We start from the raw sequence: 25,791 nt of genomic DNA on the forward strand, positions 1-25,791 counted from the left end.
GAGAAGGAAGGCGGAAACTGCAGCTTACAGCGGGAGCTTGATCAATTCATCGACGGCGCCCATCACCTTGTTGCGTACTTGCATCAACATCTGGAACGAGAGGCTGGCTTCCTGGCTGGCCAGCATGGCGCCGACCAGGTCGTCGCTGCGGCCGGCGTCGACGTCGGCCATCTTCTGGCCGGCATCCACATCCTGGGAGTTGACGCCGGCGACGGCGTCCTGCATGGTTTGGGCGAAGGAGAAGCTGGCGCCGGGCTGGGGGGCATTGAACTGGGCGGCAGGCGCGACGGCGTTGGCATTCTGAACCAGCTGCGCGGCGGCGTTGTTCAGGGATGCCAGATCGGCCTTGATCAGGCCAGCGAATTCATTTGCCATATAACACCTCAGGTTGGTTGCACCAGCGTTGGTGCAGCATTACCATTACTGCATCATACTTAACTTTCAGACAGCAACTAACAATCTGGTTGAATTGTTAAATGGTGCCGTGAAGGAACATGCATAGTAACCCGATTTCGGGCTCGCAACAACCGCTTATGAAATGCAAAACTTCTTATAAATCATGCACTAAGAGCTGTTTTGGCAATGTAAGGAAATTTCCTTGCGTAAATGAAGCTTACGCTGTGGAAATTTTTATGTAAAGACTTTTTGACTTTTGGGTTACTTGATTTATGGCAATACGGAGGGTTTTGAGTTATTCTACGCTTCCAGGATCGTCCTGAGCGGATAACTTTGCGATACGATTGCAGCAGACGGATGGCCAACCATGACTACCTCTCAAAGCGCTGTGCAATACGAAGTTCTTGACCCTTGCTTGCTGGGCAGGCCGGTGCACCGGCTGCCCGTGTTTGCTGCGCAGCTGCGCGAGGACCTGGCGCAAAGCATGCGCCTGAATGTGCACCGGCGCTACTGGGGCACCTTCCAGGTCGACGACGTTGCCTTCGCCCGCCTGGATGGCAGCGAAGCGCGCCAGCGCTGGCTGGGATTCGCGGCCCCCTCCGGCCAACTGGGGTTTGCGCTCGAGCGTAACCTCTTGTTAAGCGTACTGAATTACCGCTACGGGCGCGCCACCCGCGCCGATGCCGCCATGGACGAACAGGCCGTGCGCGTGACCGCTACCGAAGAGCGGCTTGCTGTGGTGCTGGGACAACAGTTGGCCAGCATCCTGTCGGCACGGATTGAAAGCAAGCTGCCGGAAGGCAGCCGCGACGGCGGCGACGCAGACGGCATCAAGGCCGACGCCGCTGCCGGCGCGGCCAGCCATCCCGCCAAGGGCAGCTGGGTGATCGCCGTCTCCCTGCGCGACGGCGAATTGCAAGGCAAGGCCTGGTTCTCGCTCGACAAGCAAATGATGGGCAATGTGCTGCGCGGCCTGCTGCCCGAGCGCGATGCCAGCAAGAAGGGCAGCAAGAATCCGGGGCCGCTGGCGGCGCGGCTCCAGGTTGGCGTGAGCGGCCGGCTGGTTTCCAAGGAAACCACGCTGGGCGCCATGTTTGACCTGCGTGTAGGCGATGTCATTCCCATCAGCCTGCACAGGGCAGACGTCATGCTCGAAGACTCCCGCCTGTTTACAGCTGCGGTAACTGAGCACAAGGGCAAACTCTGCTTAACTTCTTTTGAAGATATCGAATGAATATGATGAATAACCCCAACAGTTCCAACGACGCCATGCTGGACGATATGTCGGAGGAAATGATCATCGACCAGGTGGCGCAGGACTTGAACGATGTGCCGGCTGCGCGCGCTCCGCGGCGCGACTTGCCGGCCATGATGCGCAAGATCCCCGTGACGCTGACGCTGGAAGTGGGCTCGGCCCGCCTGTCGCTGCAGGACCTGATGCAGATCGGCCCGGACAGCGTGGTGGAACTCGATATGCTCGCTGGCGAGCCGCTGACCATCAAGGTCAACGGCACCGCCATCGGCCGCGCCGAAGTGGTGGTCGCTGGCGAAAACTACGGCCTCAAGGTCATCGATCTGGACGGGTTGAACCTGGACATGATGGCGCCATGACCCTGCGCCGCCTGGTGCCCGGCCTGGCGGCCGGGGCAGTGCTGCTATGCGCCTGCGCGCCGGCGTGGGCCCAGGATTTGCTTGCCGGCGTCGTCCCCGGCGCCAAGACCGAGCTCTCGGTGAAGATGCAGATCCTGATCGTCATGACCCTGCTGGGCCTGCTGCCCGTCATGGTCATGATGATGACCAGTTTTACCCGCTTCGTCATCGTGCTGTCGCTGCTGCGCCAGGCCCTGGGCCTGCAGCAGGGCCTGCCGAACCGCATCATCACCGGCGTGGCGCTGATCCTGACCTTGCTGGTCATGCGCCCGATCGGCGACGCCGTCTGGCGCGATGCCTTCGTGCCTTACGACCAGGACAAGATCGGCTTGCAGGACGCGCTCAAGATTGCCGAGAAACCGATCACGAAATTCATGCTGGCCCAGACCAGCAAGGCTGCGCTCAAGCAGATCGCCCACCTGGCGGGCGAGGATGCGATCACCAATCCGGCCGAGCATGCGTTTACCGTCAAGCTGGCGGCCTTTGTCCTGTCGGAACTGAAAACGGCGTTCCAGATCGGCTGCCTGCTGTTCATTCCCTTCCTGATCATCGACCTGGTGGTGTCCTCGGTGCTGATGGCAATGGGTATGATGATGCTGTCGCCGCTGGTGATTTCGCTGCCGTTCAAGCTGCTGCTCTTCGTGCTGGTGGATGGCTGGACCCTGACAGTGAATACGCTCGTGACAAGCATACAGGCCTATTAGATGCTGACCCCTGACGTGGCGGTCGACCTGGTGGTCGAAGCCCTGCACATCGTAATGATCCTGGTCATGGTGCTGGTGGTGCCAGGCCTGGTGGCGGGCCTGCTGGTGGCCCTGGTGCAGGCCGCCACCCAGATCAATGAGCAGACGCTGAGCTTCCTGCCGCGCCTGCTGGTCACCTTGCTGGCAATTATCCTGACGGGGCGCTGGATGTCCGGCTACCTGATGGATTATTGCGTGTCGATTTTCCAGCGCGCCGCGACCCTGGTCGGCTAGCGAGCCATGGAACAGGTCCTGGCAAACCTTCTCGTGTGGCTGACGGCGATCTGGTGGCCTTTCGTGCGCTGCATGGCCATGCTGAGCGCGGCGCCGGTGCTGGGCGAGATGATGGTGCCGGTGACGGTGCGCCTGCTGGTGTCGGTGGTGCTGGCGGTGATCCTGCTGCCGGTGACGCAGGGGCAGGTGGTGGCGGGGCTGGACCCGATGTCGGCGCACGGCATCGCCGCCACGCTGGAGCAGGCCGTGATCGGCGGCGTGATCGGGCTGGCCTTCCATTTTTCCATGTCCGTGATCGGCGTGCTGGGCTTCCTGGTTTCGAGCCAGGTCGGCTTTTCGATGGCGGTGATGAACGACCCGCTGAACGGCACCTCGTCCGACGTGGTGTCGGCCCTGCTGGCCATGCTGGCCATCGTGGTGTTCTTCGCCATCGACGGCCACCTGGTGCTGACCGGCGTGCTGGGGCAAAGCTTCAAGGCCTGGCCGGTGGGCGGCGGCTATCCGGCGCTGCTGCTGCAGACGGTGGCCTGGAACGCGGCCTGGATCTTCTCGGCGGCCATGCTGCTGGCGATCCCGGTGGTGTTTTCGGCATTGGTGGTGCAGCTGGGTTTCGGCTTCCTGAACCGGGTGGCGCCGACCTTGAACCTGTTTGCGCTGGGCTTTTCGGTGATCACCATCTTCGGCTTGCTGATGCTGGGCCAGGTGGTGCGCTTCATTCCGCAGCATTACATCCGCATGTCGAACCGCGTGCTCGACATGATCCAGCTCCAGATGGTGCCCCATGGCTGACGACAGCGGCGGCGACAAGTCAGAGAAGGCCTCAGCGCAGAAGCTGAAAAAGTCCCGCGACGAAGGTCAGGTGGTGCGTTCGCGCGACCTGGCGACGGCGCTTGGCATCCTGGTGTCGCTGAAGATCTTTGTGGTCATGCTGCCGTCCTACCTGCTGGAGTTCCGCGAGATCTTCTACCAGTCGTTCGCGCCCCTGGAGGGTGAGGGCGCGCTCGATAACGTCATGAGCACGGTCTGGAGCAGTTCGGCCTTGCTGCTGGTGAAGATGCTGCTGCCGCTGTTCGTGGTACCGCTGTTCGTGGTGCTGGGCGCCATGGTGCCGGGCGGCTGGGTCATGAGCGCCAAGAACCTGCAGCCGAAGTTCGAGCGTTTCAGCCCGGTGAGCAACCTGGGGCGGCTGTTCTCCAAGAAGCACGGCTTCGAGCTGCTGGTGTCGATGGGGAAGGCGGGGGTGCTGCTGTGGGTGCTGGTGCATGTGGGCACCGGCACGGTCAGGGAATACACCCGCCTGCAGGGCCTGGGCCTGAACGAGGCGCTGATCTCGGGCTCCGGCCTGATGCTGAACGGCCTGATGGCGATGGTGGCGGTATTCATCATCTTCGCCATTATCGACGTGCCGGCCCAGGCTTACTTCTTCGCCGAACAGCAGAAGATGTCCAAGCAGGAGCTGAAGGAAGAATACAAGACGCAGGAAGGGCGCCCCGAAGTGCGCCAGCGCATCCGCCAGCTGCAGCGGGCCCTGGCCGAACGCGCGGCGCGCAAGATCATTCCGGGCGCCGACGTGGTGATCGTCAACCCGGAGCACTATGCGGTGGCGCTGAAATACGACGAGAAGCGCGCCGAGGCGCCGTTCGTGCTGGCCAAGGGCGTCGATGAGATGGCGCTGTATATCCGCAAGCTGGCGCAGGAGAACGGGGTGGAAGTGCTGTCGCTGCCGCCGCTGGCGCGCGCCATTTACAATACGAGCCAGGTCAACCAGCAGATTCCCGTGCAGTTGTACCAGGCGGTTTCCATGGTCCTGCATTATGTGCTGCAACTGAGGGCGTTCCGCGAGGGGCGCCGTCCCTCGCAGCCCAATCCGCTGGATGCGGCGCAGGTACCGGTTCCAACTTCCATGAGTGAGGCAGCTGCCATATGAATTTCCTGAGGGCTTTGTTCGCAGAAGCGGGACGCCACAAACTCGCCACGCCGGTGTTCCTGCTGGCGATCCTGGCGATGATCATCCTGCCGCTGCCGCCTATCCTGCTGGACGTCCTGTTCACTTTCAATATCGTTCTCTCCCTGATCGTGATCCTGGTCAGCGTGAACGCCAAGCGCCCGCTGGACTTCTCGGTGTTCCCGACGGTGATCCTGGCCACCACATTGGCGCGCCTGACATTGAACGTGGCCTCGACCCGCGTGGTGCTGCTGCATGGTCACCAGGGCACCGATGCCGCAGGTAAGGTGATCGAAGCCTTCGGCCAGGTGGTCATCGGCGGCAACTACGTGGTCGGCATGGTGGTGTTCGTGATCCTGATGATCATCAACTTCGCCGTGGTGACCAAGGGCGCCGAGCGTATCTCCGAAGTGTCGGCGCGCTTCACCCTGGATGCCTTGCCGGGCAAGCAGATGGCGATCGACGCCGACTTGAACGCGGGCCTGATCAACCAGGAAAAGGCCACCTTGCGCCGCAAGGAAGTGGCGACCGAAGCCGACTTTTATGGCGCCATGGACGGCGCGGCCAAGTTCGTGCGCGGCGATGCGATTGCGTCGATCCTGATCCTGATTATCAATATCGTCGGCGGCGTCGCCATCGGCACCCTGATGCAGGACATGAGTTTCGGCGACGCCTTCAAGCAGTATGCGCTGCTGACCATCGGCGACGGCCTGGTGGCGCAGATCCCGGCGCTGCTGCTGTCGGCCGCGGCGGCAATCATCGTCACCCGCGTGTCCGAATCGGAAGGCGCCGATTTCGAATCCCTGGTGGGCCAGCAGCTCCTGACGTCGCCGAATGTGCTGTTCAGCGCGTCGGCCGTAATGCTGTTCATCGGCCTGGTGCCGGGGATGCCGAAACTGAGTTTCCTCACATTTGCCGCGGTGCTGGGCTACGTGGGCTGGCGTATGTATCAGCGCCAGGGTGTGCCCGTCACCGACAACCTGGCCGCCATTGAGGCCGCGCTGCGCGAAGAAAAGGTGCCGGAGCTGGAGTGGCAATCGCTGCCCGTGGTGCAGCCGCTGCAGGTTTCCCTGGGCTATAAGCTGGTCGGCATGATCGATAAGGCCCATGGGGAAATGCTGACCAAGCGCCTGCGCGGGGTGCGGCAAAGCCTGTCCGAAGCGATGGGCATGGTGCTGCCGCCGATCAGCGTGCGCGACGACCTGAGCCTGAAGCCCACACAGTATGCGGTGTTGATGGGCGGCTCCACGATCGCGCTGTCGGAAGTCTTTGCCGACAAGCTGATGGCGATCCCGTCGCCGAATGTGTACGGCCAGATCGACGGCATCCCGGGCGTGGAACCGGCCTACGGCATGCCGGTGACCTGGATCGACGCCAAGGACAAGGCGCACGCGCTGGGCCTTGGCTACCAGGTGGTGGAAGCGCCTAGCGCTATCGCCACCCATGTCTCGAAACTGGTGCGCGAATACCTGCCCGAACTTTTCCGCCACGAAGATGTGTCGGCGCTGATGGACCGGCTGACGGCGCTGTCGCCGAAGCTGGCCGGCGCGCTGGACAAGGCTTTGACGCATACCCAGTTGCTGCGTGTGTTCCGCGTGCTGCTGCAGGAGTCGGTGTCGCTGAAGGATATCGTGCCGATCGCCACCACGCTGCTCGATTCGTCGGAGACCACCAAGGACCCGATCCTGCTGGCGGCCGAGGTGCGCTGCGCGCTGCGGCGCCAGATCGTCTCCGGCCTGTTCGGGCAGAAGACGGAGATGCTGGCATTTAACCTCGGCGGCGAGCTGGAAAATATGCTGCTTGGTTCCCTGAACCAGGCGCGCCAGAGCGGCAAGGTGGTGCTGGACAACTATCCGATCGACCCGCACCTGCTGGCGCAATTGCAGGTCAATATGCCGGTGGCGCGCGAGCAGATGAAGCAGCAGGCCACGCCGCCGCTGCTGCTGGTGCTGCCGCAGATTCGCCCATTGCTGGCGCGCTATGCACGGCTGTTTGCGCCAGGTTTGCACGTGCTGTCGTACAACGAAGTGCCGGAGAACCGCGAAGTCTCCATTATCGGTACCGTCGGTTAAGCCGGCGACGGCGCGGCGGGGATAGTCACCACGAAGCGGCATCCCTTGCCGCCCATGCCTTCGCTCAGGCTGACCGCGCCGCGCAAGCGCGTGGCCGCTTCACGCACAATCGCAAGACCGAGGCCGGCGCCTGGCACGTCGTGCGCCTTGCCGCGGTAGAAGCGTTCAAAGACCAGTTCACGCAGGTCGGGGGCGATGCCGGGGCCATCATCGGTGACCGACAGGGTGATTTCGCCGTTGCGGTCCTTCAGTTCGACCGATACCTGCCCGTCCCGGTGTATGTAAGCCAGGGCGTTCGCGACCAGGTTATGCACGATGGACTGGAAAGCATGCACTTCGACCTCCGTCTGCAGTGTATCCGGGGCTTCCAGCGAGAGCTCGATATCGCGGGCGGCGGCCGCCGGCACCAGGGCCGCAAGCTCTTGCCGCAGCAAATGGGCGGCATCGATGCTGCCTGCCTTGCCGTCCCGGTGATTGCCGATCTGGGCGAGGTCCAGCAACTGCCCCACCAGGTGCGAGGCGCGGGCAATGGCGTGGTTCATGCGCTGCTCCGCCTCCGTACGCTGTTCCGGTGTCGTCGCCATGCTCAGTACGTGGGCTTGCGCTGAAATCACCGCCATCGGCGTGCGCAGTTCGTGCGCGGCATCCTGGACGAAGCCGTGTTCGCGCTTCAGCTTCATGCGCAGCCTGGAGATCAGGCTGTCCAGCGCGTTCGCCAGGGGCTGCAATTCGGCGTGCTTTGCCTCGTAGCCGAGCGGCGAAAGGTTGTCGTCCCCCCGTTTGGCAATCATGTCCGACAGCTTGTGCAGTGGACGCAGGCCGCTGCGGACCGCCAGCCATACGGGCAGCAGGACGAAGGGGAAGGCAATCAGCATGTCCACCGTCAGTTCGCCGCCCATCCTCGACAGGATCCACCACGAGTCCTGCTGCGGGGCCGCCACGGTCAGAGACCAGCGTTTGTCCTGGCGCAGATAGACCCGGAAACGCTGGCCGCCGATCGTTGCGCCGCCGACCATTCCCGGCATGCCTTTCAGCTTGGCTTGGCCTCCCTCCGGGGAGATGAACAGGCGCTCGCCGTCGGCGTTCGACAGCCCGATCAGCAGCGCACCCTGCACGCGGTTGTTCCGATAGCTGTCGTTGACCAGGGTCGAGGTGGATGCGGCGATTGCCCGCGCTTCGCCGTCGCTTTCAACGGAGGAGATCGATGCGAACAGGCTATCGCCCAGCGCCTGCAGGTTGCTGTCGAAGGCTTGCTGGTCTGTGGCGGTATAGAACTGCCGTGCCATGAGCGTGATCCAGACCAGGCCAAATGCAATCAGCAGTGACAGGACGATTCTTCTGGCGAGGGTTGGGCGCAGGATGGTGTTCATGGTGCGATGAGATAGCCGATGCCGCGCACGGTGCGGATACGTTCCGCGCCGATTTTCCGCCGCAGGTTGGAAATGTGAACCTCGATGGCGCCGAAATCGAGCGCATCGCCCAGCGGTTCCAGGCGCTGGGCCAGGGTGCCTTTGGGGACCACCACACCAGGCTCGCGTGCCAGCTCCATCATCAGCTTGAATTCGCGCGGCGACAGGTCGAGCTCTGCGCCGTTCAGCCTGGCCACGAAACTGCGCGGCTCGATCTGCAGGTCGCCGATGGTCCATATTTCGCTGGCCTGGCGCGCGTAGCGGCGCTGCACGGCGCGGATGCGCGAAATGAGTTCCGCGGTCTCGAAGGGCTTGACAACGAAATCGTCGGCCCCGCCATCGAGTCCGGCCAGGCGGTCGGCGAGGGCGGAGCGTGCGGTAATGATGATGATGGGGACGGATATGCCGGAGCGCCGCCAGCGCCGCAGCAAGTCCAGGCCCGAACCATCGGGCAGCGACAGGTCCAGCAGCACGCAGTCGACGTCCAGTCCAGCGGCCATGGGCGCATCCGACGCCTTGCGCAGCCATTGGCTGCTGACCCCTTCGGTTTTGAGGGCTTGCTGGAGGGCGAAGCCCAGGTCGATATCGTCTTCGATGATGAGAATGTGCATGAGCGGAGTATATCCGCTCAAATCTTAAGCTTAGCCAAAGGTTGGCGCCAATAGAATTCGAGCATCAAAGAACAGGAGAGTTGAATGCACTGGTATCGATTCGGTTTGACATGCGTCCTTGCCGCCTCCGCCCCGGCTTGGGCCGCGCCGCCGCCGACAGGCCCCGACGAATCAATGCCCGTGGTGAAGGTTGACGGCCTTGCCGATCCGGACGATCAATCATATCGGCGCATGGTCAAGGGGATGGACGCTTTCGAGAAATACCGGCATCTTGCGCCGAATGCCAGCTTGCGTTACCGCTTGTACCCGCGCATACAAGGCGTGAAGCTGTCGGGCATTCAGGTCGCAATACAAAGCGAGAGCGGCATGCAGCCGGTCCCACTGGAAAAAGACCTGACCTTCACCTTGCCGCGCGATGCCAAAGCGCTGGAGGATGGCGCCAGGGTAGTCGTGAACCGCAAGTCGCGCAGCTTTGCCTGGGGGCCGGAAGTGCGTACGCCGGGCTTGCCGCCAAATACGCGCCGTCTCGGCGACCTGCGGCTTGAGTGCCAGATCGACCGCGCAGCGACCCTGCTGGTGGGTTTCAAGCCGCCGGCTTACCTGGTGCTGGATGCACTGGTCGACGTTTGCACCACCTATCCGGGAGCCTGGTTGTATTACGGCGAGCGCGCCGTTTTCAATGTGACGCTGGTCGATGGCGCGCGAAGACAAGCGCTTTTTTCCAAGTTCATGTACGGAAACATGCTCTTGAAACCGTTCCACTTGTTTTATGACTTTTATCCGGTGCTGACCGAGCGGACTTACAACATCAATATCTCGGATCAAAGCTGGTCCGACGACACGCTGGTTGAACTGGAATATATGGAAGATGAACCGGTGAGGGCAACGCTATGAGGCGCAAGATGATGCAGCTGGTCTTTGCATGCGTTTTTGTGTTGGGCTTGAGCGGTTGTGCATCGCTTGGATTTGGGGGCGGCAAGCCGTTGACCGCCGAAGACACCCGCCGCGCTTTGACGATCGGGACCAGTACAAGAGAGGACGTCAAGGAGGTCCTTGGCAGCGCCAGCGTCAATTCCTTCGCGAGCGGCTATGAGGTCTGGAGCTACGACTACAAGGTTGGACTGCCCGCGTTTGCCGGGTTTCTGCCGGTGTTAGGAACGCTGTCGACGATCACCGCCGCGGTCACGCATGAGCGGGAATTGGTGATCCTGTTCGACCCTGCCGGCAAAGTCCGAAAATTCCTTATGCGGGAGGGTGAATCGAAGGCCGAGGCGATGCTGGCACGCCAGGCGCCTGGCAGTCCGTCGAACAAGGGTTCCGGAGGCGCCACCCAGTGAAAGGACCAGCGCCACAAGACCGGTGGCGCTGGCAATTGATTTCGCGCGCCAGGGCGAAGCCGGCGTTTTCAGCGGACCACCACGGCGAGTAACACAGCACTGCCGAGCGCTTCGGGCTTGCGCCTGCGGGCGCGCGTCATGCCAGGGCGCGTACCGCATCTACCGCGTCGAGGATCGCTTCGCCGGTGGCGGGCGGCCTCAATGGTGGATTGATGCAGTAGTCGCCCGGAAATCGGGCCCGTCAAGTTCGATCTTAAAGCCAAGGATGCATCGGCCCTGATCAACGGTTGCACCGCGTCGCTGGCGGTTGCCGTGCTGGCGGCGAAGGACGCGCGCGATCTGCTGACGGACGCTTGCCTGTCCCTCGGGCTGACGCTGGAAGCCATGCATGCCGAGATGTCCGGGTCTACCCACGGATCCAGCAGGCGCGCCCGCATCCGGGGCAGATCAAGACAGCTTCCGCGGTGCGCAAACTGCTGTAAGGTTCGACCCGCACAACGCATGAAGCGCGCACCGTGCAGTTTCCGGGCGAGTTGCGGCGCACGGACATGCCCTATACCCCGTGTATCCAGGACGTGTAATCGCTGCGCTGCACGCCGCAGGTGTACGGTCCGGTCTTCGATGCGCTGGACTACATCGACACTATCGTGAGAAACGAGATCAACTCGGCCCCCGACAACCCGCTGATCTTCGGCAAGGACGGCGGCGGCTTCGAGATCATCTTCGGCGGTAACTTCCACGGCCAATACCTGGCGCAGGCGATGGATCTGCTGGCGATCAGCATCACCTTCCTTGGGTGGCGCTGACCGCAAATAGGCGGGATCGGATTGCCCTGGCCTTAGGTGCCATGTCGTTCTGTTTTCATTTTTAACGTGATAATATTGTCTAGAAATTAACTTACGGCAACGGAAGCAAATGTCTTCTTTTCTCTCCGCAGTATGTTCAATAGCAATTCTATTTTCGGCATCAACTTCCCTTGACGCTGCGGTAATCGCAAATTGCGATCGCATTGCGCCTGACGTGAAAAGGGTTTCCTTGGCGTCGATGAACATCAAAACGTTGATCTACTTCGCTGATGCGGATGGAAAGCTGTTTGCCGGCAGCCTGACCGGGCAAAGCAGCAGGCGCCTGACTGACCATGATTTTGAATTCGACATGCACATGAAGCAGTCCGCAAATGGCCGCTGGATCAGCTATGGGGGAAGGCGAAAAGGTGGACAGAGCGTGCAATATTGGCTATTCGACCGCCAGGCCAATGCAGATCGTCTGATTTATGAACATCCGGCGCACGGGATCCTCCCTTCATTTTCGCCGGACAGCAATCACCTCGTTCTCAGGGGAGCTTATGCACCGCGCTGGGATAACGATCCGGACGCCGGTCTTTTCCTGGTCGACACAGCGACCTTGAAACGCACAGAAATCAAGCCGCCGGCAACCATTCCGGCAAAGGAACTCATGACCTTGCCCATATGGTCAAAAGATGGCTCGGAACTGCTGATTTTGGCGCGTAGCGCACTTCACAACGGATATGAGGTTCCTTTTGAGGTCTACTCGTATCGCTTGTCTTCGAAGTCTTTCGAAAGGCTGATCAGAAGAGATGAGTCCGATGGCCGGCTCCATGCGCTCGCACGAGATGGCCGGGAGATCCCGGTTTCCGAGGATCAGGATCCTCGCTCATCCCGCAACGGACCGGATTCGGAAAGTTCGCCGGATGGAATCTGGCGCGCTTTTGTCGAAAGCAAGAACGTCAAAGAATCCGAATATGTGCTTAAGCTCGAGAACCGCAAGGGCCGATCGAAGTTGATCGCAACAATGGGCGCGACAACTTGCGCGCGGCAGCTTATCGCGGGTTGGCTGGACAATGACCACCTGCTGTTAAGGCACGGCTTTCTTGATGAGTTCCTCGTTTATGAGGCGAGCAGTGGCAAAATGGCTGAACTCCCGCAGGAGTTGAAGGCTTCGAAGATGTTCACCTGGTGAATTCGAACCGGCTCACGCGGGCTTGTTTGTTGTCGCTTTCTCGTCGCTGGTGCGCCATTGGCCATCGTCCCACCATTCCATGGCCAGAATGGTCGGAACCTCGTAGAAATCGTCACTGTCGTCGCGATAGATGCCGATACCGAGCGATTCGGCGAGTTCGGCGTCAAATTGCCTGAACGCCTGGCGCAATTGTGCGTCTGCCGATTGGGGATAGACTTCGAAGCACACAAGCCTGTCGCGTTCATCGATTGCGAGCAGTTGACGGGCGAGGACGCGTCCCGAGGCATTGCGGGCGTACACCACTTGTTTGTTGGCGTCCACCAGGCAGGCTACCGACGAATACTCGCAAATTCCACCAAGGCCCAGGCAACTGCCGACGTAGCTGCCCAGCATCAGGATCTCCAGGGGATCGGTCTCGATCGAAATTTGTAGAGTCCCCTCGCCAACGAATTTGCGCAACTGGCCGCCACCCCACGTGGCCATATCGATACGCGCATGCCTTGCGTACCAGGCTCGGTTCAGCGGGTGATCCAGGTAGGTATGCACGCCGCCCTTTGCATATCCGAGTAAAAAACGCTTCAATGCCTTGCGGTTGCCGCCATTGATACTGGCGTGCAGGCGAACAGCATGGCTTGCCGCGGTCGATTCCGACCGCAGGTTGAAGGGGCCGTCGATCAGTTGCCAAGCCATCGCGTCGAGTGCAGCGAGCTGGATGTAGGGCAGGCGGGCGAGGGTGACGCCGCAGTGGCGGGCTATCTGCTGCTCGCTCAAGTTTGCTTTTCCGTTGATTTGCTCCCGCAAACGGCGCGGCAAAGGGCTATCCAATCCATACTCGGTGCTCAGTGCAAGGATACGTTCGCAAGCTTCCGTTGCTGCCATGTCTTCCCATTGGTTGGCAAACCACGGCGTCCGAACCGCTTGCGCGAGAAAGCGGCGACGCGTATTGTATTCAAGGCAGCCGACCAGGGACATCGACTGCATCAGCCGCTTCGGTGCGGAAATCAATGTGCTCAGGACAAAGTCCGGCATCGCTTCCGTCAGTCCAAATAAACCATAACGAATTAGCGATGCGTCATTGTCGCGGCGGCAGGCTTGTTCGATGGCGCGCCAGGTACTGTCAGGCATTGCTGCGAGCCGCCGCCAGCCATCGGCGCCGACATTCGCGGCCAACGCCGCCAGCGTATGGTTTCCGGTTGCATCAGATTCGAACGGCGGAAGGCATAAGCGCACCTGAAGGGGCAAAAGTACTGGCCAGCTGTCGCGCAGTGTTTCGGCATTCTCCCAGCCACATGAGTAGTCGAACAGCATGCTGACGAATCGTTCTTGCCGTTCGCGAGGCAGGGCGAGCAATTGCCGCTGCAACTCCGGGAACATGGCTAGGCGGAGGCGCCATTGCGCAGAGCGGATTGCCGGATTCGGGAAGTCCCATTCACTCACCCGGAACAGCGAGAGCCAACGATCAGCGACCGTGCTTGTCATGGACTCCCAGCTGGTTTCCCGAAGAATGCGGGCGTAGCCTGGCTGCGTTGCGCAGTAATCCCAGGCGCTTCGGGCCCAATGGCGTCCGTCGTCGCCCAATGCTGCCAGCATGCGTCCGATGTCCGCGACCGGTACATCGTCGCAATTGGACGCTGTGCGCAATCCCGCCATAAGCGATTCCTGACCCCATGAGCTGGTGGGTAACTGGCAGCCGATCAGCGTGTAAACGACGCTGACGCCGCGGCTGAGGTTTTCCAGAGCGACATTGAGATAGGCTTCAAACTGCTTGTCGTCTTTGCTTATAGCGTCCAGGGTGCATAGCTGCTCGCTGTTCAAATGGGAGCTCGGCAACCGGCAGGACTGGTGCTTGAGCAAGCTTATAAGGTAGATGGGCTGGCGTTCCTGCGGAAGATTCAAGGCCAATTCTGCCCAGGCATGCGTTGCGGGCGATATGCCGCATATGCGCGCCAGGATGGCCAACAGCGCGCCGTGTGACGGGGCTCCAAGCGCGCGCCAGAGCGCAAGCCATGTGAGACGCATTGTGCTTGGCGCAGTGCGCAGCAGCCACAGGAAATGACGCCTGAATGCGACTGGTATGTTTGCATCCTCGATTGCGCCCCGTTGCGCCAGTAACCGTGAGACGCTCGGCGTGTGCTCCAGGGAACCGTTGCCAGGCCAGGTACTGCCGTCAGGACCCAGCACCGGAAACCGCTCAAAATCGTGGCGAGCAAAGAAGCCATCGAGCAAGCGGTCGTCCGCCAACCAGGCATGCAGGTCCGATTCGTTTTGCGAAGGCTTGGGCGGCTGGAATTTTGTGCCGCGGAATGCACGGGGATGGGCCGCCGTGGCGGCTGGCTTCGCGGGCTGCGACGTCTGTTGTGGCATGGCTGCCGGGGCGGTGTCCTGGGGCTCAGATATCGTCGCCCAGAACACTCGCCAGAATGCCGGCCAGACTGCACCCGCCTCGCGGGCGCTTCCAAGTGACTGCCAATCGGCGAGCAACGATCTGCGTTCAGGGAGAGTGGAGATATCCAGGTCTTCCAGTGGGCGACTTATGAGGACGGGGGATCCGGAATCTTCGTCAAGCTCGCTGACCCAGGCCTTAATGCCGGTTCGGCAGCGAACCAGGCTGATTAGAATTGGGTTGGACAACGGCGAGTAATCTGTGAATTTGATGGTGACATTCCTTGCGGTGCTATGGTAGCACGCGGTTGCTTGCCTGCCTTGCACGCAGACTGTATATCGCGTCTAATAACGGGTTTTTGATTTACTAACCTATTTGGGAATGGAATAGCGTTGAAATCCTTGCTGTTAAAGATCCTGGTCGGCGGCTTTATACTGGTGCTCGCATTGGTTTTGAGCGTGCTATTCATCAATCGCAAGGACGAGCCACCGTCCCAAACCACGCTCGATTTGCATCGCATCACAGAAAATGCGACTTCTGTGGATGACCGGGAAAATGCGTACGTATATGTCGCAGGCTTCTCCGCTGCCGACGATTCCGACGCGAGACGGGTTGGCCTTGATCGCGTTGAGTGGCACCGCACATTTTCTGCCACCTCCAAACCAGGTCGAATAGCTGAGTGGCCCGGTGCAAAACGCGATTCTTCCGAAATGCGTGATGCTGAGTTGAAGCAGTTTTCGAAGCTCTGCAAGGAAAACAATCGGGCCTGCGCAGATGCTATGGATCGAGAGCCGGCGCGCGTGGCGAACTGGATCCAGCGCGACGCGAAACTGATTGCCCGCTACGAAGATCTTCTCAACTTTACGCATTGGCGGAACTTATGGCCGAGCGATGTAACGTCGCCAATGCTACCGTATGGCCATGTCATGGAGGCCCAGCGCCTGACGCTGCTTAAAGCATGGCAAATGGCAGGTATGGGCGATGACGCAGGCTGCAAGGGTTTGCTCGAACGCGACCTACGGTTCTGGCGGATGACCCTCAGCGAGAGTGCAAGCTTGATTGAAAAGATGATCGCCGTCGCTGCGATTGAGCAGCATTTCATGATCGGGAATCTTGCTCTGCGCCGTTTGTCGCCTGCCAATGCCTCGAAAGCAATTCCGGCCGGATGGAGCGAGCCGATTACCAATCGCGAACGTTCCATGGCCAAGACAATGGCGAATGAATGGGCGTTCTTCGAAAAGAATGCCGCTGACGGTGCAAGGAATGAAGTTTTGGGGCAGAAGAAAGGAGCGTCTGTTTTCGATGCTTTCACCTCAGAACAATTCGCAGGGCGCTTGTTCCAGAAGCAGGCTACAAGTAACGCGTATGCGGTGCGCTTGATGGGAATCGTGAAGCTGTTCGACCACGATTATGCCGCTCTTCCAGGCGCGGCGGAGACTTTGTTGACGTCCAAGGAACTCGGTCAAAAGGACATTACTGAGATTGGCGTCTACAATCCGATTGGCCATATACTGGTTAATCTGAACAATTTGAGTGACTTCACGAAGTACGGATTCCGTGTCGCTAACCTGGAGGGAGTTCGCCGAGCATCGGTTCTGGCAGCTCAGTTCCGGTCCAACGGGGTGGAGGCCGACGAGGTGAAAGAACTCTTGGGAAAAGCCGATTTGCGCGACCCATACGATGGCAACGCATTCGGATGGAATTCAAAGGAGAATGCGATTGTGTTCAGGCGTACCCTGTCAGGCAAGCCTGACTTGAACATCGCTTATTGAGTCATCATCGGGGGCTCGAGGTTGTCGCCATCTGTCTGGTCGAGCTTCCAATCGCCATCTCCCATCAAGTGCAGCACATGGGTATGGTGGCGTAGCAGCGTATCTTTGTGCGCAACACTGATCAGGGTAATGCCTTGTTTGCGCAGTTGTCCGTAAAGCGATGCTTCGTTGGCACTATCGAGGGCGCTGGTCGCTTCGTCCAGAATAACGATGCGCGGTTCCTGGACCAGCACGCGGGCGAAAGCCAAGCGCTGCTGTTCTCCCACCGACAGCAGTTTTCCCCAGTCGTGTACTGCGTCAAGGCCGCCAACGCGCTCAGCGAGACTTGGCAAATGGACTTGTTCCAGGACGTGCAGCAGATCCTGGTCACTCAGGTTCGACTGAACGCTGGGATAGATCAGTTGGCTGCGTAGTGTGCCGGGCTGCAAATAAGGCTGTTGGGGAAGGAAAAAGAATTCACCCAGCGGAGGCCGGTGTATCACGCCGCTACCGGCGTTCCATAAGCCGGCAATCGCGCGCAGTAAGGAACTTTTTCCGCATCCGCTGGGGCCGGTAATCAGTAATGCGTCGCCCGGTTTCACCACAGCCGTCAGGTCTCTGATCAGCACCCGTTCAGATTGTGGAGGGCACAGTGTCAGCGACTCGAATGACAGTTGTTTCGCCGGACGGAACTGAATTCTAGGCTGCGTGTCGCCGGTCATGCGTTCGGTTGGCAGCACAAGCCTGGATAAAGTCTGCAGGCGTTCCGTGCCGGCCACGAATCGGCTCAGGCTCTCGAAATTTTCGACGACGACACCGACTGCGGAGAGCACTGCGGCAAATGCTCCTGCTGCCTGGATGGCCCGCCCCACCTCCAGCTCACCGGATAGAACCTGTTCGGCCAGGATTACTCCTGGCAATATCAATGTCAACTGGCTGAAGCTGCGCTGGAACAGATTCAACGCCCGCTGCCTTTTGATCAGCCTGGCGAAGTTGTGAAATACCTTGTCGAACTTACTGTCTATGTAGGAACGCTCCTGTTCCTCGCCACGGTAGAAGGCGATGGCCTCGGCATTCTCACGCAAGCGCATCAGGCTGAACCGGAAATCCGCTTCCCGTTGCAATTGCCAGAAGTTCAGGCGGATGAGGGGATTGCCAAAATAATAGAGTGCGATGATGGTGCCCGCTAAGGCATACGTGGCCAGCACGCCGACCAATAAATGCGAGATCGACCAGAGCACGGCACTGAAAGCAACCAGCTGCATAATCGAGCCAAGGAAGATCAACAGGAAATGGATAGACCTTCCGGTGAAAGTGTTGATGTCCTCGCTGATGCGCTGGTCGGGGTTGTCGATGTCGCTGTTTGCCAGGAGTTCGTAATATTTGCGCCCGTTCAGGTAGCCATTGAGGAAACGGCCGGTGAGCCAGCGCCGCCAGCGGTTGGCGAAGAGGTCGCGCATATAGTAATAAAACGCGTAGGAGGGCACCGCAAAAGCCAGGACGAGCAAACTGGTGCGCACGGAGTTCCAGAACCGGTCGGCTTCTCTTCCGGCCAATGCGGACGTCATCTCGCCGGACTGGTTGTTCAACATGACCGCCAACTTGGTCTCGACCAGCATGAGAACGACCAAGAGCATCAGCATGCCCCAGGCTTCCCATTTTTTCTCCTCCAGCCAAAAGGGCTTGGCGACATTGAAGAATTGCTTCAATGCAGCAAGCGATAGCGGGGCGGTTCGACGCCTTCCGCGGCTCGGCGCCGAGGCTTCGCCGGTCGCTGTCCTTGCGGCAGAGGAATGCGGAATATCCATTTTCTTGCTTTCAGGCTAGGATGTGCCCAAGCATACGACTCAGCATGGGCGCGCTCTGTGCGGAAACGGACATAGCGCCCGTTTCCTTTCGCTGCATTCAATCAGCTCCAGCCCCTGGCGCGTACCCGACAGGAAAAAGCCCGGGATATCGAAGGTATTGATCGGTTCCACCAGCAGCGGAATGCCGGCTTTTTTCAACGCCACGGCCGCGAACTTGAGGTTCCGGACCAGGACGGCGCGGGCATCGGCATCGTCCACGCCTTGCGGCTTGACGCCAACCAGGCAGTTGATGCGCTGTGTGCCCAGCACGCTAGCATAGGCCAGCGCCGTTTCCACTCCCTGCTCGAATTCGGCCACCCGGTTCGGATGGCCGCGTTCGCCGCCCGTCCAGTCGCCTGCCGGGAGGTTGTGCAGCACCATTTCGAGCTGGTGCTGCTGCAGTTGATGGGCGGCGATCTGCGACAGGCCGATGGCGGACACGTAGCGCGTATCGCGGCCGAAGTACTTGTTCATTTCCTCGTAGACCCGCAGGGGCTTGACCGGGACGTTGTCGTAGTCGGTCTTGCGCAGCATGGTGCGCTTGCGGTTCTGGCATTGGGCCACCCGGCCGGTACGGTCGCGCAGTCGGCCTGCGGCCTTCCAGTCTTTGGCTGCTTCGATCAGCACCGGGCCCGGACGGCCGGAGCGCATCAGGTGGAGGCTTGCTGGAACACGCGCGGCACCTGGGCCGGTTCCAGCACCGTGGTGGCCAACTTGGTGACCGGCTTGGCGATGGCGGCGATGTCCACGCCCGGAAATCTTCCTTGTGCAGGCGGGCGCGCGGCGCCTGGCCGGTGATGCACAGGATGGGAATGGAATCGGCTTGCGCCGAATACAGGCCGGTGATCATGTCGGTGCCGGCCGGACCGGAAGTGCCGATGCAGACGTTGATATTGCCCGGCGCGGCGCGGGGATCGTGCCCGCCCCGGCCTCGTTCGGGCGCCAGCATGTTGCACCGCACGCGCCGCCGTTCCTGGCCGCCAATCCCGACGTGCAGATATCCTTCAACCTGACCGACCAGGTGATCGACCTGGTGCGCGAGGGCTATGACCTCGGCATCCGCATCGGCGGCGTGATCGATCCCAGTTTTGTCGCGGTGCGCCTGGCGAAGAACCGCCGTGTTGTATGCGGCACGCCGGAGTACTTTCGCACGGCATGGCATTCCGCGCACGCTGGACGACCTTGCGCAGCACAACTGCCTAGCCTTCAACTTGCAGGGGGCCAGCAGCACGGCTGGTATTTCCAGCAGGGCGGCAAGCCCGTTACGGTCAAGGTGCAGGGGAACCTGGATTGTAATGATGGCGAATTACTGCATCGCTGGGCGTGCGAAGGACTGGGACTGGCGTGGCGGTCGACGTGGGAAATCCAGGCGCAGCTGGCGGAGGGCAGCCTGATCACGGTGCTGGACGATGTTGCGCTGCCGGACTACGACATCATGGCCGTCTACGCTTTTTTATCGACGAACTGAAAGCGGTTTACGCGCAGCCGGATTACTGGACTAGGCCGACAGCGCTTCGTTCGGCAAGCGTGGCTGGGAAAGGAATACCGCCACTTCCGCCATTGCCTTGAAGACCGCTTTGCTGAGCAGCGAAATCTGGGCGCGCGAGGGATCGTTATCGAGTGAATTGACCGGCGTCAGCTCGCGCATCAGGCGCGCCCGCACGATCTGCAGCCCGCAGCGGCCGATGATGGTGGCGATCTGCGGCAGCAGTTCGCGCATCTGCTGCATGGCTTCATTGGTGTGCGCGCCGATTTCCAGCACCACGCCAAGTTCGGCCGGCTCCATCTGCACCACCACCTTGCCGATATCCGGCAAGTTCATTTCCAGGCGCACCGCTACGCGCGGGCGCCGGCGGCGCGGCTGGTCGGGCGCTTCTTCCTCGCCGGGATCGCGCGCCACCACGCGCAGCGTCAGCTTTTCCGCGCCCCAGGCATACACGGCGAAGCGCCAGGCGTCGAGGTCGGAAATCAGGCCCGGGTAAGGGCGGCTGTCGCGCAGCACGGCCGGCGGCGGATCGGCCATGAACAGGCTGGCGGGGACATGGCGGCCTTCATTCTGCTGCAGCATGGCGGCGCGCTGCTCGCTATAGGTGCGCACCATGACTTGCCAGGACGCGGCTAGCAGCGATGTATCGGGGTTATGCCAGACCAGCTGGCGCAAGGGGAACAATTGGTTGGGCTGCATCGACAGCGATTCCTGCGCCAGCATGGCGCCGGCGGCGGCACCCGCAGCGGCAGCGGACTTCGCGGCGGCCTGGCCTGGCTGGGCGCCTTCCATCGCTTCGATCAGCGCACCGACAGCGGCAGGCAAGCCGCCCTGCAGGGAAAACTCCGGCGTATCGCCCGGGGGCTGGGCAACTGGCGGCACCGGCTGGGCGTTGACCTGGCCGGGAATCTCGCGCACCTGGCGATCGTGGATGCTCAGGGCCGGATTGGACGGAGTGACGCGATCGATTGCCATAAAAACGGATAGTAATACGGCGATGTACAAAAAGCCAACCGCGCACGGTTGGCTTTCTCAAGCAAGCTGCGATATTACTGCAGCAGGGACAGCACCAGCGAGGACTGGCTGTTCGATTGCTTCAGCATGGCAGTGCCAGCTTGCAGCAGCATTTGCGAAGACGTCATGGTGGCCGATTCGGAAGCGAAGTCGACGTCCATGATGCGGCCGGTGGCGTTCTTGGTGTTGGTCGAAATATTGGACAAGTTGTTGTAGACGTGGTCCAGACGGTTCGACACGGCACCCAGCTTGGAGCGCAGTGCGCCAACCGAGTCAATTGCGGTGGCCAGCTTGTCGATGCTGGTGTTGGCGGCGGCGGCGGTGCTGATTTCCGCACCGGCTGCGGCGCCGGCAACGCCATTGTCCTTGAAGCCGGTAGCGGCAGCCAGGATGTCGGTGGAAGCCTGGGTCAGCTCTGCAGTGAAGTTGGCCGCCAGGGTTTCGCCGGTGCTGGCGCCGATCTGGAAGGTGATGGCAGCGGACAGTTTGCCTGGCGCAGCGCCACCGGCTTTTTGCAGCAGGGTGGTGCCGCCGAACTTGGTGTTGTTGAAGATGTTCGACAGTTCGTCGCTCAGGGAGTTGAATTCCTTCTGCATCGCGGTCTGGTCGGCCGTGGTCGAGGAGCCGTCGGCAGCCTGGGTGGCCAGGTCTTTCATGCGGTTCAGAATGTTGGTGGTCTCATCCAGCGCGCCTTCCGAGGTCTGCATCAGGGAGATCGAATTCTGGGTGTTGCGCATGGCCACCGACATGCCGCTGGTCTGAGTCTTCAGGCGGGTTGCGATCTGCAGGCCGGCAGCGTCGTCCATTGCCGAGTTGATGCGCAGGCCGGTGCTCAGGCGGGTCATCGAGGTCGACAGCGAGGACTGGGTGCGGGAAATCGAATTTTGCGCGGACAGCGCCGCTGCATTGGTGTGAAGGCTCAGCATGCTAACTCCTGGGTGGTGGGTTCAAATTGAGCAGCGGTTCTTTTTCTGCGCTCTCATAAGTACAAGACGACCGTTTGGCGGGATGCATTAAATGCCGAGTGGAAATTTTCTTCGATTTTTTTCGGCCGCATGAAACGAAAAAAGCCAACCGCGTACGGTTGGCTCTTCCGGGCAGTCGAAGCGATTACTGCAGCAGCGACAGCACCAGGGAAGACTGGCTGTTCGACTGCTTCAGCATGGCGGTGCCGGCTTGCAGCAGCATTTGCGAAGACGTCATGGTTGCCGATTCGGAAGCGAAGTCGACATCCATGATGCGGCCGGTGGCGTTCTTGGTATTGGTCGAAATATTGGACAAGTTGTTGTAGACGTGGTCCAGGCGGTTGGACACGGCGCCCAGTTTGGAACGCATGGCGCTGACCGAATCGATCGCGGTCGCCAGCTTGTTGATGCTGGCGTTGGCGGCGCCGGCCGTGCTTATTTCCACGCCGGCAGCGGCGCCCACCGTGCCGTCGTCCTTGAAGCCGGCGGCGGCAGCCAGGATGTCGGTGGCGGCCTGGGTGCGTTCCGCGGTGAAGTCGGCGGCCAGGGTTTCGCCGGTGCTGGCGCCGATCTGGAAGGTGATCGCTGCGGACAGCTTGCCTGGGCTGGCGCCGGCTGCCTTTTGCAGCAGGGTGGTGCCGCCGAACTTGGTGTTGTTGAAGATGTTCGACAGTTCGTCGCTCAGGGAATCGTATTCTTTCTGCATCGCAGTCTGGTCGGCCGTGGTCGAGGAGCCGTCGGCAGCCTGGGTGGCCAGGTCTTTCATGCGGTTCAGGATATTGGTGGTCTCATCCAGTGCGCCTTCCGAAGTCTGCATCAGGGAGATCGAATTCTGCGTGTTGCGCATGGCCACCGACATGCCGCTGGTCTGGGTCTTCAGGCGGGTGGCAATCTGCAGGCCGGCAGCGTCGTCCATTGCCGAATTGATACGGAAGCCGGTGCTCAGGCGGGTCATCGAGGTCGACAGCGACGTTTGGGTGCGGGAAATCGAGTTTTGCGCGGACAGTGCAGCTGCATTGGTATGAAGACTCAGCATGATGACTCCTGGGTAGTTGGTTCAATTTGGGCAGCGGGGCATGCCTGCGTTCACAAAAGTACAAGACGACCGCCGGGAGGCGCGCATTAAATTCTTAATAGAAATTTTGCGCTTTTGCGGCCCCAAATGAAAAAAGCCAACCGCGTACGGTTGGCTTTCCTGGGGATGCTAAGCGATTATTGCAGCAGCGACAGCACCAGGGAGGACTGGCTGTTCGACTGCTTCAGCATGGCGGTGCCGGCTTGCAGCAGCATTTGCGAAGACGTCATGGTTGCCGATTCGGAAGCGAAGTCGACGTCCATGATGCGGCCGGTGGCGTTCTTGGTATTGGTCGAGATGTTGGACAAGTTGTTGTAGACGTGGTCCAGACGGTTCGACACGGCGCCCAGTTTGGAGCGCAGCGCGCCGACAGCGTCGATGGCGGTCGCCAGCTTGTCGATCGATGCATTGGCGGTCGCGGTCAGCTCGGTACCTGCGGCTGGCACGGCTGCACCAGTGTCCTGGAAGCCGGTGGCTGCGGCCTTGATCAAGCCTGCCGCGCCGGTACCGCCGCCGGCGGTGCCCAGTTCAACGGTGAAGTCGGCCGCCAGGGTTTCGCCCGAGCTGGCACCGATCTGGAAGGTAATGGCAGCTTGCATCTTGCCGCCAGCCGAGTTGAACAGCGACGTGCCGCCGAACTTGGTGTTGGTGAAGATGTTCGACAGTTCGTCGCTCAGCGAGTTGTATTCCTTTTGCATCGCAGTCTGGTCGGCCGCGGTGGAGGAACCGTCGGCAGCTTGGGTGGCCAGGTCTTTCATGCGGTTCAGGATGTTGCTGGTTTCGTCCAATGCGCCTTCGGCGGTCTGCATCAGGGAAATCGAATTCTGGGTGTTGCGCATCGCAACCGTCATACCGCTGGTCTGGGTTTTCAGACGGGTTGCAATTTGCAGGCCCGCAGCATCGTCCATGGCCGAATTGATGCGCAGGCCGGTGCTCAGGCGGGTCATTGAGGTCGACAGCGAAGACTGGGTGCGGGAAATCGAGTTCTGTGCGGAAAGGGCGGCCGCGTTGGTGTGAAGGCTCAGCATGCTAACTCCTGGGAGGTTGGTTCAAATCGAGCAGCGGATCTTTCTCTGCGCTCTCAGAAGTACAAGACGACCGCCAGGCCGCGCCTATTAAATTCCTGACGGAAATAATTCGGGAAAATTCTGCGCCATGTAAAAGGGGGCCGAGGCCCCCTTGTCATTCCTTACATATTTGGATAGTTCGGGCCGCCGCCGCCTTCCGGCGTGACCCAGACGATATTCTGGGTCGGGTCCTTGATATCGCAGGTCTTGCAGTGAACACAATTTTGCGCATTGATCTGCAGGCGGTCCTGGCCTTCGTCGGTCTTGACGAATTCATACACGCCGGCCGGGCAGTAGCGCGATTCCGGACCTGCATATTTGGCCAGGTTGACATTCACCGGCACCGAGTTGTCCTTCAGCGTCAGGTGGATAGGCTGGTCTTCGGCGTGGTTGGTGTTCGAGATGAACACCGAGGACAGGCGGTCGAAGGTCAGCTTGCCATCCGGCTTCGGATAGGTGATCGGCGCGAATTCGGCAGCGGGGCGCAGGGCCGCGTGGTCCGGAGTCGAGTGGTGCAGGGTCCAAGGGGCCTTGCCGCGGAAAACGATCTGGTCGATGCCGGTCATCAGGGAGCCCAGGTACAGGCCCTTCTTCAGCCATGGCTTGACGTTACGCGCCACGTGCAGCTCTTCGTGCAGCCAGGATTGCTCGAAGGCGGTCGGATAGGCCGCCAGCTCGTCGGCAGCGCGGCCGGCGCCCAGCGCCGCCACCACGGCTTCGGCCGCCAGCATGCCGGACTTGATGGCAGCGTGCGAGCCCTTAATGCGGCTCATGTTCAGGAAACCGGCGTCGCAGCCGATCAGGGCACCGCCCGGGAACACCAGCTTCGGCAGCGATTGCAGGCCGCCCGCAGTGATCGCGCGCGCGCCGTAGGAAATGCGCTTGGCGCCTTCGAAGAAGGTGCGGATTTCCGGGTGGGTCTTGTAGCGCTGGAATTCTTCGTATGGCGACAGGTATGGGTTCTCGTAATCGAGGCCCACCACATAGCCGACCATGACCTGGTTGTTTTCCATGTGGTACAGGAAGGAGCCGCCATAGGTCTTGCTATCCAGCGGCCAGCCGGTGGTGTGGATCACCAGGCCAGGCTTATGCTTGGACGGGTCGATTTCCCACAGTTCCTTAATACCGATGCCGTAGGATTGAGGATCCTTGCCCTTGTTCAGGTCGTACTTGGCCATCAGCTGCTTGCCCAGGTGGCCGCGCGCGCCTTCGGCGAACAGGGTGTACTTGCCGTGCAGTTCCATGCCCAGCTGGAAGTCGGGACCTGGCTCGCCGTCGCGCTTGACGCCCATATTGCCGGTGGCAACACCTTTGACCGAACCATCATCGTTGTACAGGATTTCAGCACCGGTGAAGCCAGGGAAGATTTCCACGCCCAGGGCTTCGGCCTGCTGGCCCAGCCAGCGCACCACATTGCCCAGCGAGATGACGTAATTGCCGTGGTTCTCGAAACACTTCGGCAGCATGAAATTCGGGGTCTTGTAAGCCTTGGATTCAGTCAGGAACAGTACGCGGTCTTCAGTGACTTCGGTGTTCAGCGGCGCGCCCAGCTCTTTCCAATTAGGGATCAGTTCGGTGATCGCCTTAGGATCCATCACGGCGCCGGACAGGATGTGGGCGCCCAGTTCGCCGCCTTTTTCCAGCACGACCACGGAGGTATCCGCATTCAGCTGCTTGATCTTGATCGCTGCCGCCAGGCCGGCCGGGCCGCCGCCCACGATCACAACGTCGTACTCCATTGCCTCGCGTGGGCCGTACTGTTCTACTAGGTTGCTCATAGTATTTTTATAAGAATGTTGGAAAATTCGGTGCAGGAAATAGAACGA

Annotated in this window: 21 protein-coding genes and 4 pseudogenes; 13 read left to right on the top strand and 12 right to left on the bottom strand. The window is 60.7% G+C overall.

Annotated elements, in window-relative coordinates; genetic code table 11:
* Nucleotides 1–24 precede the first annotated feature (24 nt).
* Nucleotides 25–375 carry a flagellar hook-basal body complex protein FliE gene (gene fliE / locus H597_RS0105015; RefSeq protein WP_028101171.1) on the bottom strand — a complete coding sequence of 117 codons (351 nt, stop codon included), beginning with the start codon at nucleotides 373–375 and terminating at the stop codon, nucleotides 25–27.
* 388 nt (nucleotides 376–763) lie between these two features.
* Here fliE and H597_RS0105020 point away from each other — a divergent pair, with 388 nt between their 5' ends.
* From H597_RS0105020 to H597_RS0105050, 7 genes are read left to right on the top strand one after another with little or no spacing between them, the layout of a single operon-like run.
* The gene (locus H597_RS0105020; RefSeq protein WP_028101172.1) at nucleotides 764–1,630 is read left to right on the top strand and encodes a FliM/FliN family flagellar motor switch protein; all 867 of its coding nucleotides are present in this window, start codon (nucleotides 764–766) and stop codon (nucleotides 1,628–1,630) included.
* Entirely contained in the window at nucleotides 1,627–2,007 is a 381-nt protein-coding gene (locus H597_RS0105025; RefSeq protein WP_028101173.1) for a FliM/FliN family flagellar motor switch protein, read from the top strand. The genes H597_RS0105020 and H597_RS0105025 overlap by 4 nt, the downstream gene beginning before the upstream one ends.
* Nucleotides 2,004–2,750, top strand: a complete 747-nt coding sequence (fliP, locus tag H597_RS0105030) for a flagellar type III secretion system pore protein FliP (RefSeq protein WP_028101174.1) — start codon at nucleotides 2,004–2,006, stop codon at nucleotides 2,748–2,750. The genes H597_RS0105025 and fliP overlap by 4 nt, the downstream gene beginning before the upstream one ends.
* Nucleotides 2,751–3,023: a flagellar biosynthesis protein FliQ gene (gene fliQ, locus H597_RS0105035; RefSeq protein WP_028101175.1), complete on the top strand. Its 273-nt coding sequence runs from the start codon at nucleotides 2,751–2,753 to the stop codon at nucleotides 3,021–3,023.
* A gap of 6 nt (nucleotides 3,024–3,029) precedes the next feature.
* A complete protein-coding gene (locus H597_RS0105040) occupies nucleotides 3,030–3,812 on the top strand; it encodes a flagellar biosynthetic protein FliR (RefSeq protein WP_028101176.1) in 783 nt (260 codons plus the stop codon).
* Nucleotides 3,805–4,950, top strand: a complete 1,146-nt coding sequence (flhB, locus tag H597_RS0105045) for a flagellar type III secretion system protein FlhB (protein ID WP_028101177.1) — start codon at nucleotides 3,805–3,807, stop codon at nucleotides 4,948–4,950. The genes H597_RS0105040 and flhB overlap by 8 nt, the downstream gene beginning before the upstream one ends.
* Entirely contained in the window at nucleotides 4,947–7,040 is a 2,094-nt protein-coding gene (locus H597_RS0105050; RefSeq protein WP_028101178.1) for a flagellar biosynthesis protein FlhA, read from the top strand. The genes flhB and H597_RS0105050 overlap by 4 nt, the downstream gene beginning before the upstream one ends.
* Here H597_RS0105050 and H597_RS0105055 read toward each other — a convergent pair.
* Both H597_RS0105055 and H597_RS0105060 read right to left on the bottom strand, forming a co-directional pair.
* Nucleotides 7,037–8,410 carry a sensor histidine kinase gene (locus H597_RS0105055; RefSeq protein ID WP_028101179.1) on the bottom strand — a complete coding sequence of 458 codons (1,374 nt, stop codon included), beginning with the start codon at nucleotides 8,408–8,410 and terminating at the stop codon, nucleotides 7,037–7,039. The genes H597_RS0105050 and H597_RS0105055 overlap by 4 nt on opposite strands.
* On the bottom strand, nucleotides 8,407–9,060 hold the full coding sequence (locus tag H597_RS0105060) for a response regulator (RefSeq protein ID WP_028101180.1): 654 nt from the start codon (nucleotides 9,058–9,060) through the stop codon (nucleotides 8,407–8,409). The genes H597_RS0105055 and H597_RS0105060 overlap by 4 nt, the downstream gene beginning before the upstream one ends.
* 84 nt (nucleotides 9,061–9,144) lie before the next feature.
* On the opposite strand from H597_RS0105060, the gene H597_RS0105065 reads away from it, so the two are divergent.
* From H597_RS0105065 to H597_RS0105080, 4 genes and pseudogenes are all read left to right on the top strand, one after another.
* Nucleotides 9,145–9,954: a hypothetical protein gene (locus H597_RS0105065; protein WP_154667961.1), complete on the top strand. Its 810-nt coding sequence runs from the start codon at nucleotides 9,145–9,147 to the stop codon at nucleotides 9,952–9,954.
* Between the two features lie 8 nt (nucleotides 9,955–9,962).
* Entirely contained in the window at nucleotides 9,963–10,397 is a 435-nt protein-coding gene (locus tag H597_RS0105070; RefSeq protein WP_154667962.1) for a hypothetical protein, read from the top strand.
* A gap of 231 nt (nucleotides 10,398–10,628) precedes the next feature.
* Nucleotides 10,629–11,194: pseudogene (locus H597_RS33805) on the top strand (aromatic amino acid lyase); the annotation flags it as partial.
* A 118-nt stretch (nucleotides 11,195–11,312) separates the two neighbouring features.
* The gene (locus H597_RS0105080) at nucleotides 11,313–12,377 is read left to right on the top strand and encodes a TolB family protein (RefSeq protein ID WP_154667963.1); all 1,065 of its coding nucleotides are present in this window, start codon (nucleotides 11,313–11,315) and stop codon (nucleotides 12,375–12,377) included.
* A 12-nt stretch (nucleotides 12,378–12,389) separates the two neighbouring features.
* Here the strand turns inward: H597_RS0105080 and H597_RS0105085 are convergent, their stop codons facing one another.
* Nucleotides 12,390–14,741, bottom strand: coding sequence for a hypothetical protein (locus H597_RS0105085; RefSeq protein ID WP_154667964.1), 2,352 nt, complete (start codon nucleotides 14,739–14,741; stop codon nucleotides 12,390–12,392).
* A 411-nt stretch (nucleotides 14,742–15,152) separates the two neighbouring features.
* Here H597_RS0105085 and H597_RS0105090 point away from each other — a divergent pair, with 411 nt between their 5' ends.
* Nucleotides 15,153–16,532 carry a hypothetical protein gene (locus H597_RS0105090; protein WP_028101186.1) on the top strand — a complete coding sequence of 460 codons (1,380 nt, stop codon included), beginning with the start codon at nucleotides 15,153–15,155 and terminating at the stop codon, nucleotides 16,530–16,532.
* On the opposite strand, the gene H597_RS29775 is transcribed toward H597_RS0105090, so the two are convergent.
* From H597_RS29775 to H597_RS35620, 3 genes and pseudogenes are all read right to left on the bottom strand, one after another.
* A complete protein-coding gene (locus H597_RS29775; protein WP_083940946.1) occupies nucleotides 16,526–18,319 on the bottom strand; it encodes an ABC transporter ATP-binding protein/permease in 1,794 nt (597 codons plus the stop codon). The genes H597_RS0105090 and H597_RS29775 overlap by 7 nt on opposite strands.
* 99 nt (nucleotides 18,320–18,418) lie before the next feature.
* A pseudogene (locus tag H597_RS35815) lies at nucleotides 18,419–18,769 on the bottom strand (TIM barrel protein); the annotation flags it as partial.
* Nucleotides 18,761–19,268 (bottom strand): annotated as a pseudogene (locus tag H597_RS35620) (thiamine pyrophosphate-binding protein); the annotation flags it as partial. The pseudogenes H597_RS35815 and H597_RS35620, both read right to left, overlap by 9 nt.
* Between H597_RS35620 and H597_RS29785 the strand changes: the two are divergent.
* A pseudogene (locus H597_RS29785) lies at nucleotides 19,194–19,927 on the top strand (substrate binding domain-containing protein); the annotation flags it as partial. The pseudogenes H597_RS35620 and H597_RS29785 overlap by 75 nt on opposite strands.
* Here H597_RS29785 and H597_RS29790 read toward each other — a convergent pair.
* The 5 genes from H597_RS29790 to H597_RS0105135 all read right to left on the bottom strand — a co-directional run bounded on the left by H597_RS29790 (nucleotide 19,857) and on the right by H597_RS0105135 (nucleotide 25,704).
* The gene (locus H597_RS29790) at nucleotides 19,857–20,819 is read right to left on the bottom strand and encodes a hypothetical protein (protein ID WP_035373128.1); all 963 of its coding nucleotides are present in this window, start codon (nucleotides 20,817–20,819) and stop codon (nucleotides 19,857–19,859) included. The pseudogene H597_RS29785 and the gene H597_RS29790 sit on opposite strands and share 71 nt — an antisense overlap.
* A gap of 74 nt (nucleotides 20,820–20,893) precedes the next feature.
* Nucleotides 20,894–21,784: a flagellin N-terminal helical domain-containing protein gene (locus H597_RS0105120; protein WP_028101187.1), complete on the bottom strand. Its 891-nt coding sequence runs from the start codon at nucleotides 21,782–21,784 to the stop codon at nucleotides 20,894–20,896.
* 184 nt (nucleotides 21,785–21,968) lie between these two features.
* A complete protein-coding gene (locus tag H597_RS0105125; protein ID WP_028101188.1) occupies nucleotides 21,969–22,859 on the bottom strand; it encodes a flagellin N-terminal helical domain-containing protein in 891 nt (296 codons plus the stop codon).
* A 176-nt stretch (nucleotides 22,860–23,035) separates the two neighbouring features.
* On the bottom strand, nucleotides 23,036–23,926 hold the full coding sequence (locus tag H597_RS0105130) for a flagellin N-terminal helical domain-containing protein (protein WP_028101189.1): 891 nt from the start codon (nucleotides 23,924–23,926) through the stop codon (nucleotides 23,036–23,038).
* A gap of 161 nt (nucleotides 23,927–24,087) precedes the next feature.
* Nucleotides 24,088–25,704, bottom strand: coding sequence for an electron transfer flavoprotein-ubiquinone oxidoreductase (locus tag H597_RS0105135; protein WP_028101190.1), 1,617 nt, complete (start codon nucleotides 25,702–25,704; stop codon nucleotides 24,088–24,090).
* Between the last annotated feature and the right edge of the window lie 87 nt (nucleotides 25,705–25,791).

The organism is Pseudoduganella violaceinigra DSM 15887 (assembly GCF_000425385.1).
In the GTDB taxonomy this organism is placed as follows: Bacteria; Pseudomonadota; Gammaproteobacteria; order Burkholderiales; family Burkholderiaceae_D; genus Rugamonas; species Rugamonas violaceinigra.

Excerpts from the sequence above, each read along its gene's own strand:
- fliE (WP_028101171.1), bottom strand. The coding sequence starts at position 375 with ATGGCAAATGAATTCGCTGGCCTGATCAAGGCCGATCTGGCATCCCTG.
- H597_RS0105020 (WP_028101172.1), top strand. The coding sequence starts at position 764 with ATGACTACCTCTCAAAGCGCTGTGCAATACGAAGTTCTTGACCCTTGC.
- H597_RS0105025 (WP_028101173.1), top strand. The coding sequence starts at position 1,627 with ATGAATATGATGAATAACCCCAACAGTTCCAACGACGCCATGCTGGAC.
- fliP (WP_028101174.1), top strand. The coding sequence starts at position 2,004 with ATGACCCTGCGCCGCCTGGTGCCCGGCCTGGCGGCCGGGGCAGTGCTG.
- fliQ (WP_028101175.1), top strand. The coding sequence starts at position 2,751 with ATGCTGACCCCTGACGTGGCGGTCGACCTGGTGGTCGAAGCCCTGCAC.
- H597_RS0105040 (WP_028101176.1), top strand. The coding sequence starts at position 3,030 with ATGGAACAGGTCCTGGCAAACCTTCTCGTGTGGCTGACGGCGATCTGG.
- flhB (WP_028101177.1), top strand. The coding sequence starts at position 3,805 with ATGGCTGACGACAGCGGCGGCGACAAGTCAGAGAAGGCCTCAGCGCAG.
- H597_RS0105050 (WP_028101178.1), top strand. The coding sequence starts at position 4,947 with ATGAATTTCCTGAGGGCTTTGTTCGCAGAAGCGGGACGCCACAAACTC.
- H597_RS0105055 (WP_028101179.1), bottom strand. The coding sequence starts at position 8,410 with ATGAACACCATCCTGCGCCCAACCCTCGCCAGAAGAATCGTCCTGTCA.
- H597_RS0105060 (WP_028101180.1), bottom strand. The coding sequence starts at position 9,060 with ATGCACATTCTCATCATCGAAGACGATATCGACCTGGGCTTCGCCCTC.
- H597_RS0105065 (WP_154667961.1), top strand. The coding sequence starts at position 9,145 with ATGCACTGGTATCGATTCGGTTTGACATGCGTCCTTGCCGCCTCCGCC.
- H597_RS0105070 (WP_154667962.1), top strand. The coding sequence starts at position 9,963 with ATGATGCAGCTGGTCTTTGCATGCGTTTTTGTGTTGGGCTTGAGCGGT.
- H597_RS0105080 (WP_154667963.1), top strand. The coding sequence starts at position 11,313 with ATGTCTTCTTTTCTCTCCGCAGTATGTTCAATAGCAATTCTATTTTCG.
- H597_RS0105085 (WP_154667964.1), bottom strand. The coding sequence starts at position 14,741 with ATGCCACAACAGACGTCGCAGCCCGCGAAGCCAGCCGCCACGGCGGCC.
- H597_RS29775 (WP_083940946.1), bottom strand. The coding sequence starts at position 18,319 with ATGGATATTCCGCATTCCTCTGCCGCAAGGACAGCGACCGGCGAAGCC.
- H597_RS29790 (WP_035373128.1), bottom strand. The coding sequence starts at position 20,819 with ATGGCAATCGATCGCGTCACTCCGTCCAATCCGGCCCTGAGCATCCAC.
- H597_RS0105120 (WP_028101187.1), bottom strand. The coding sequence starts at position 21,784 with ATGCTGAGCCTTCACACCAATGCAGCGGCGCTGTCCGCGCAAAATTCG.
- H597_RS0105125 (WP_028101188.1), bottom strand. The coding sequence starts at position 22,859 with ATGCTGAGTCTTCATACCAATGCAGCTGCACTGTCCGCGCAAAACTCG.
- H597_RS0105130 (WP_028101189.1), bottom strand. The coding sequence starts at position 23,926 with ATGCTGAGCCTTCACACCAACGCGGCCGCCCTTTCCGCACAGAACTCG.
- H597_RS0105135 (WP_028101190.1), bottom strand. The coding sequence starts at position 25,704 with ATGGAGTACGACGTTGTGATCGTGGGCGGCGGCCCGGCCGGCCTGGCG.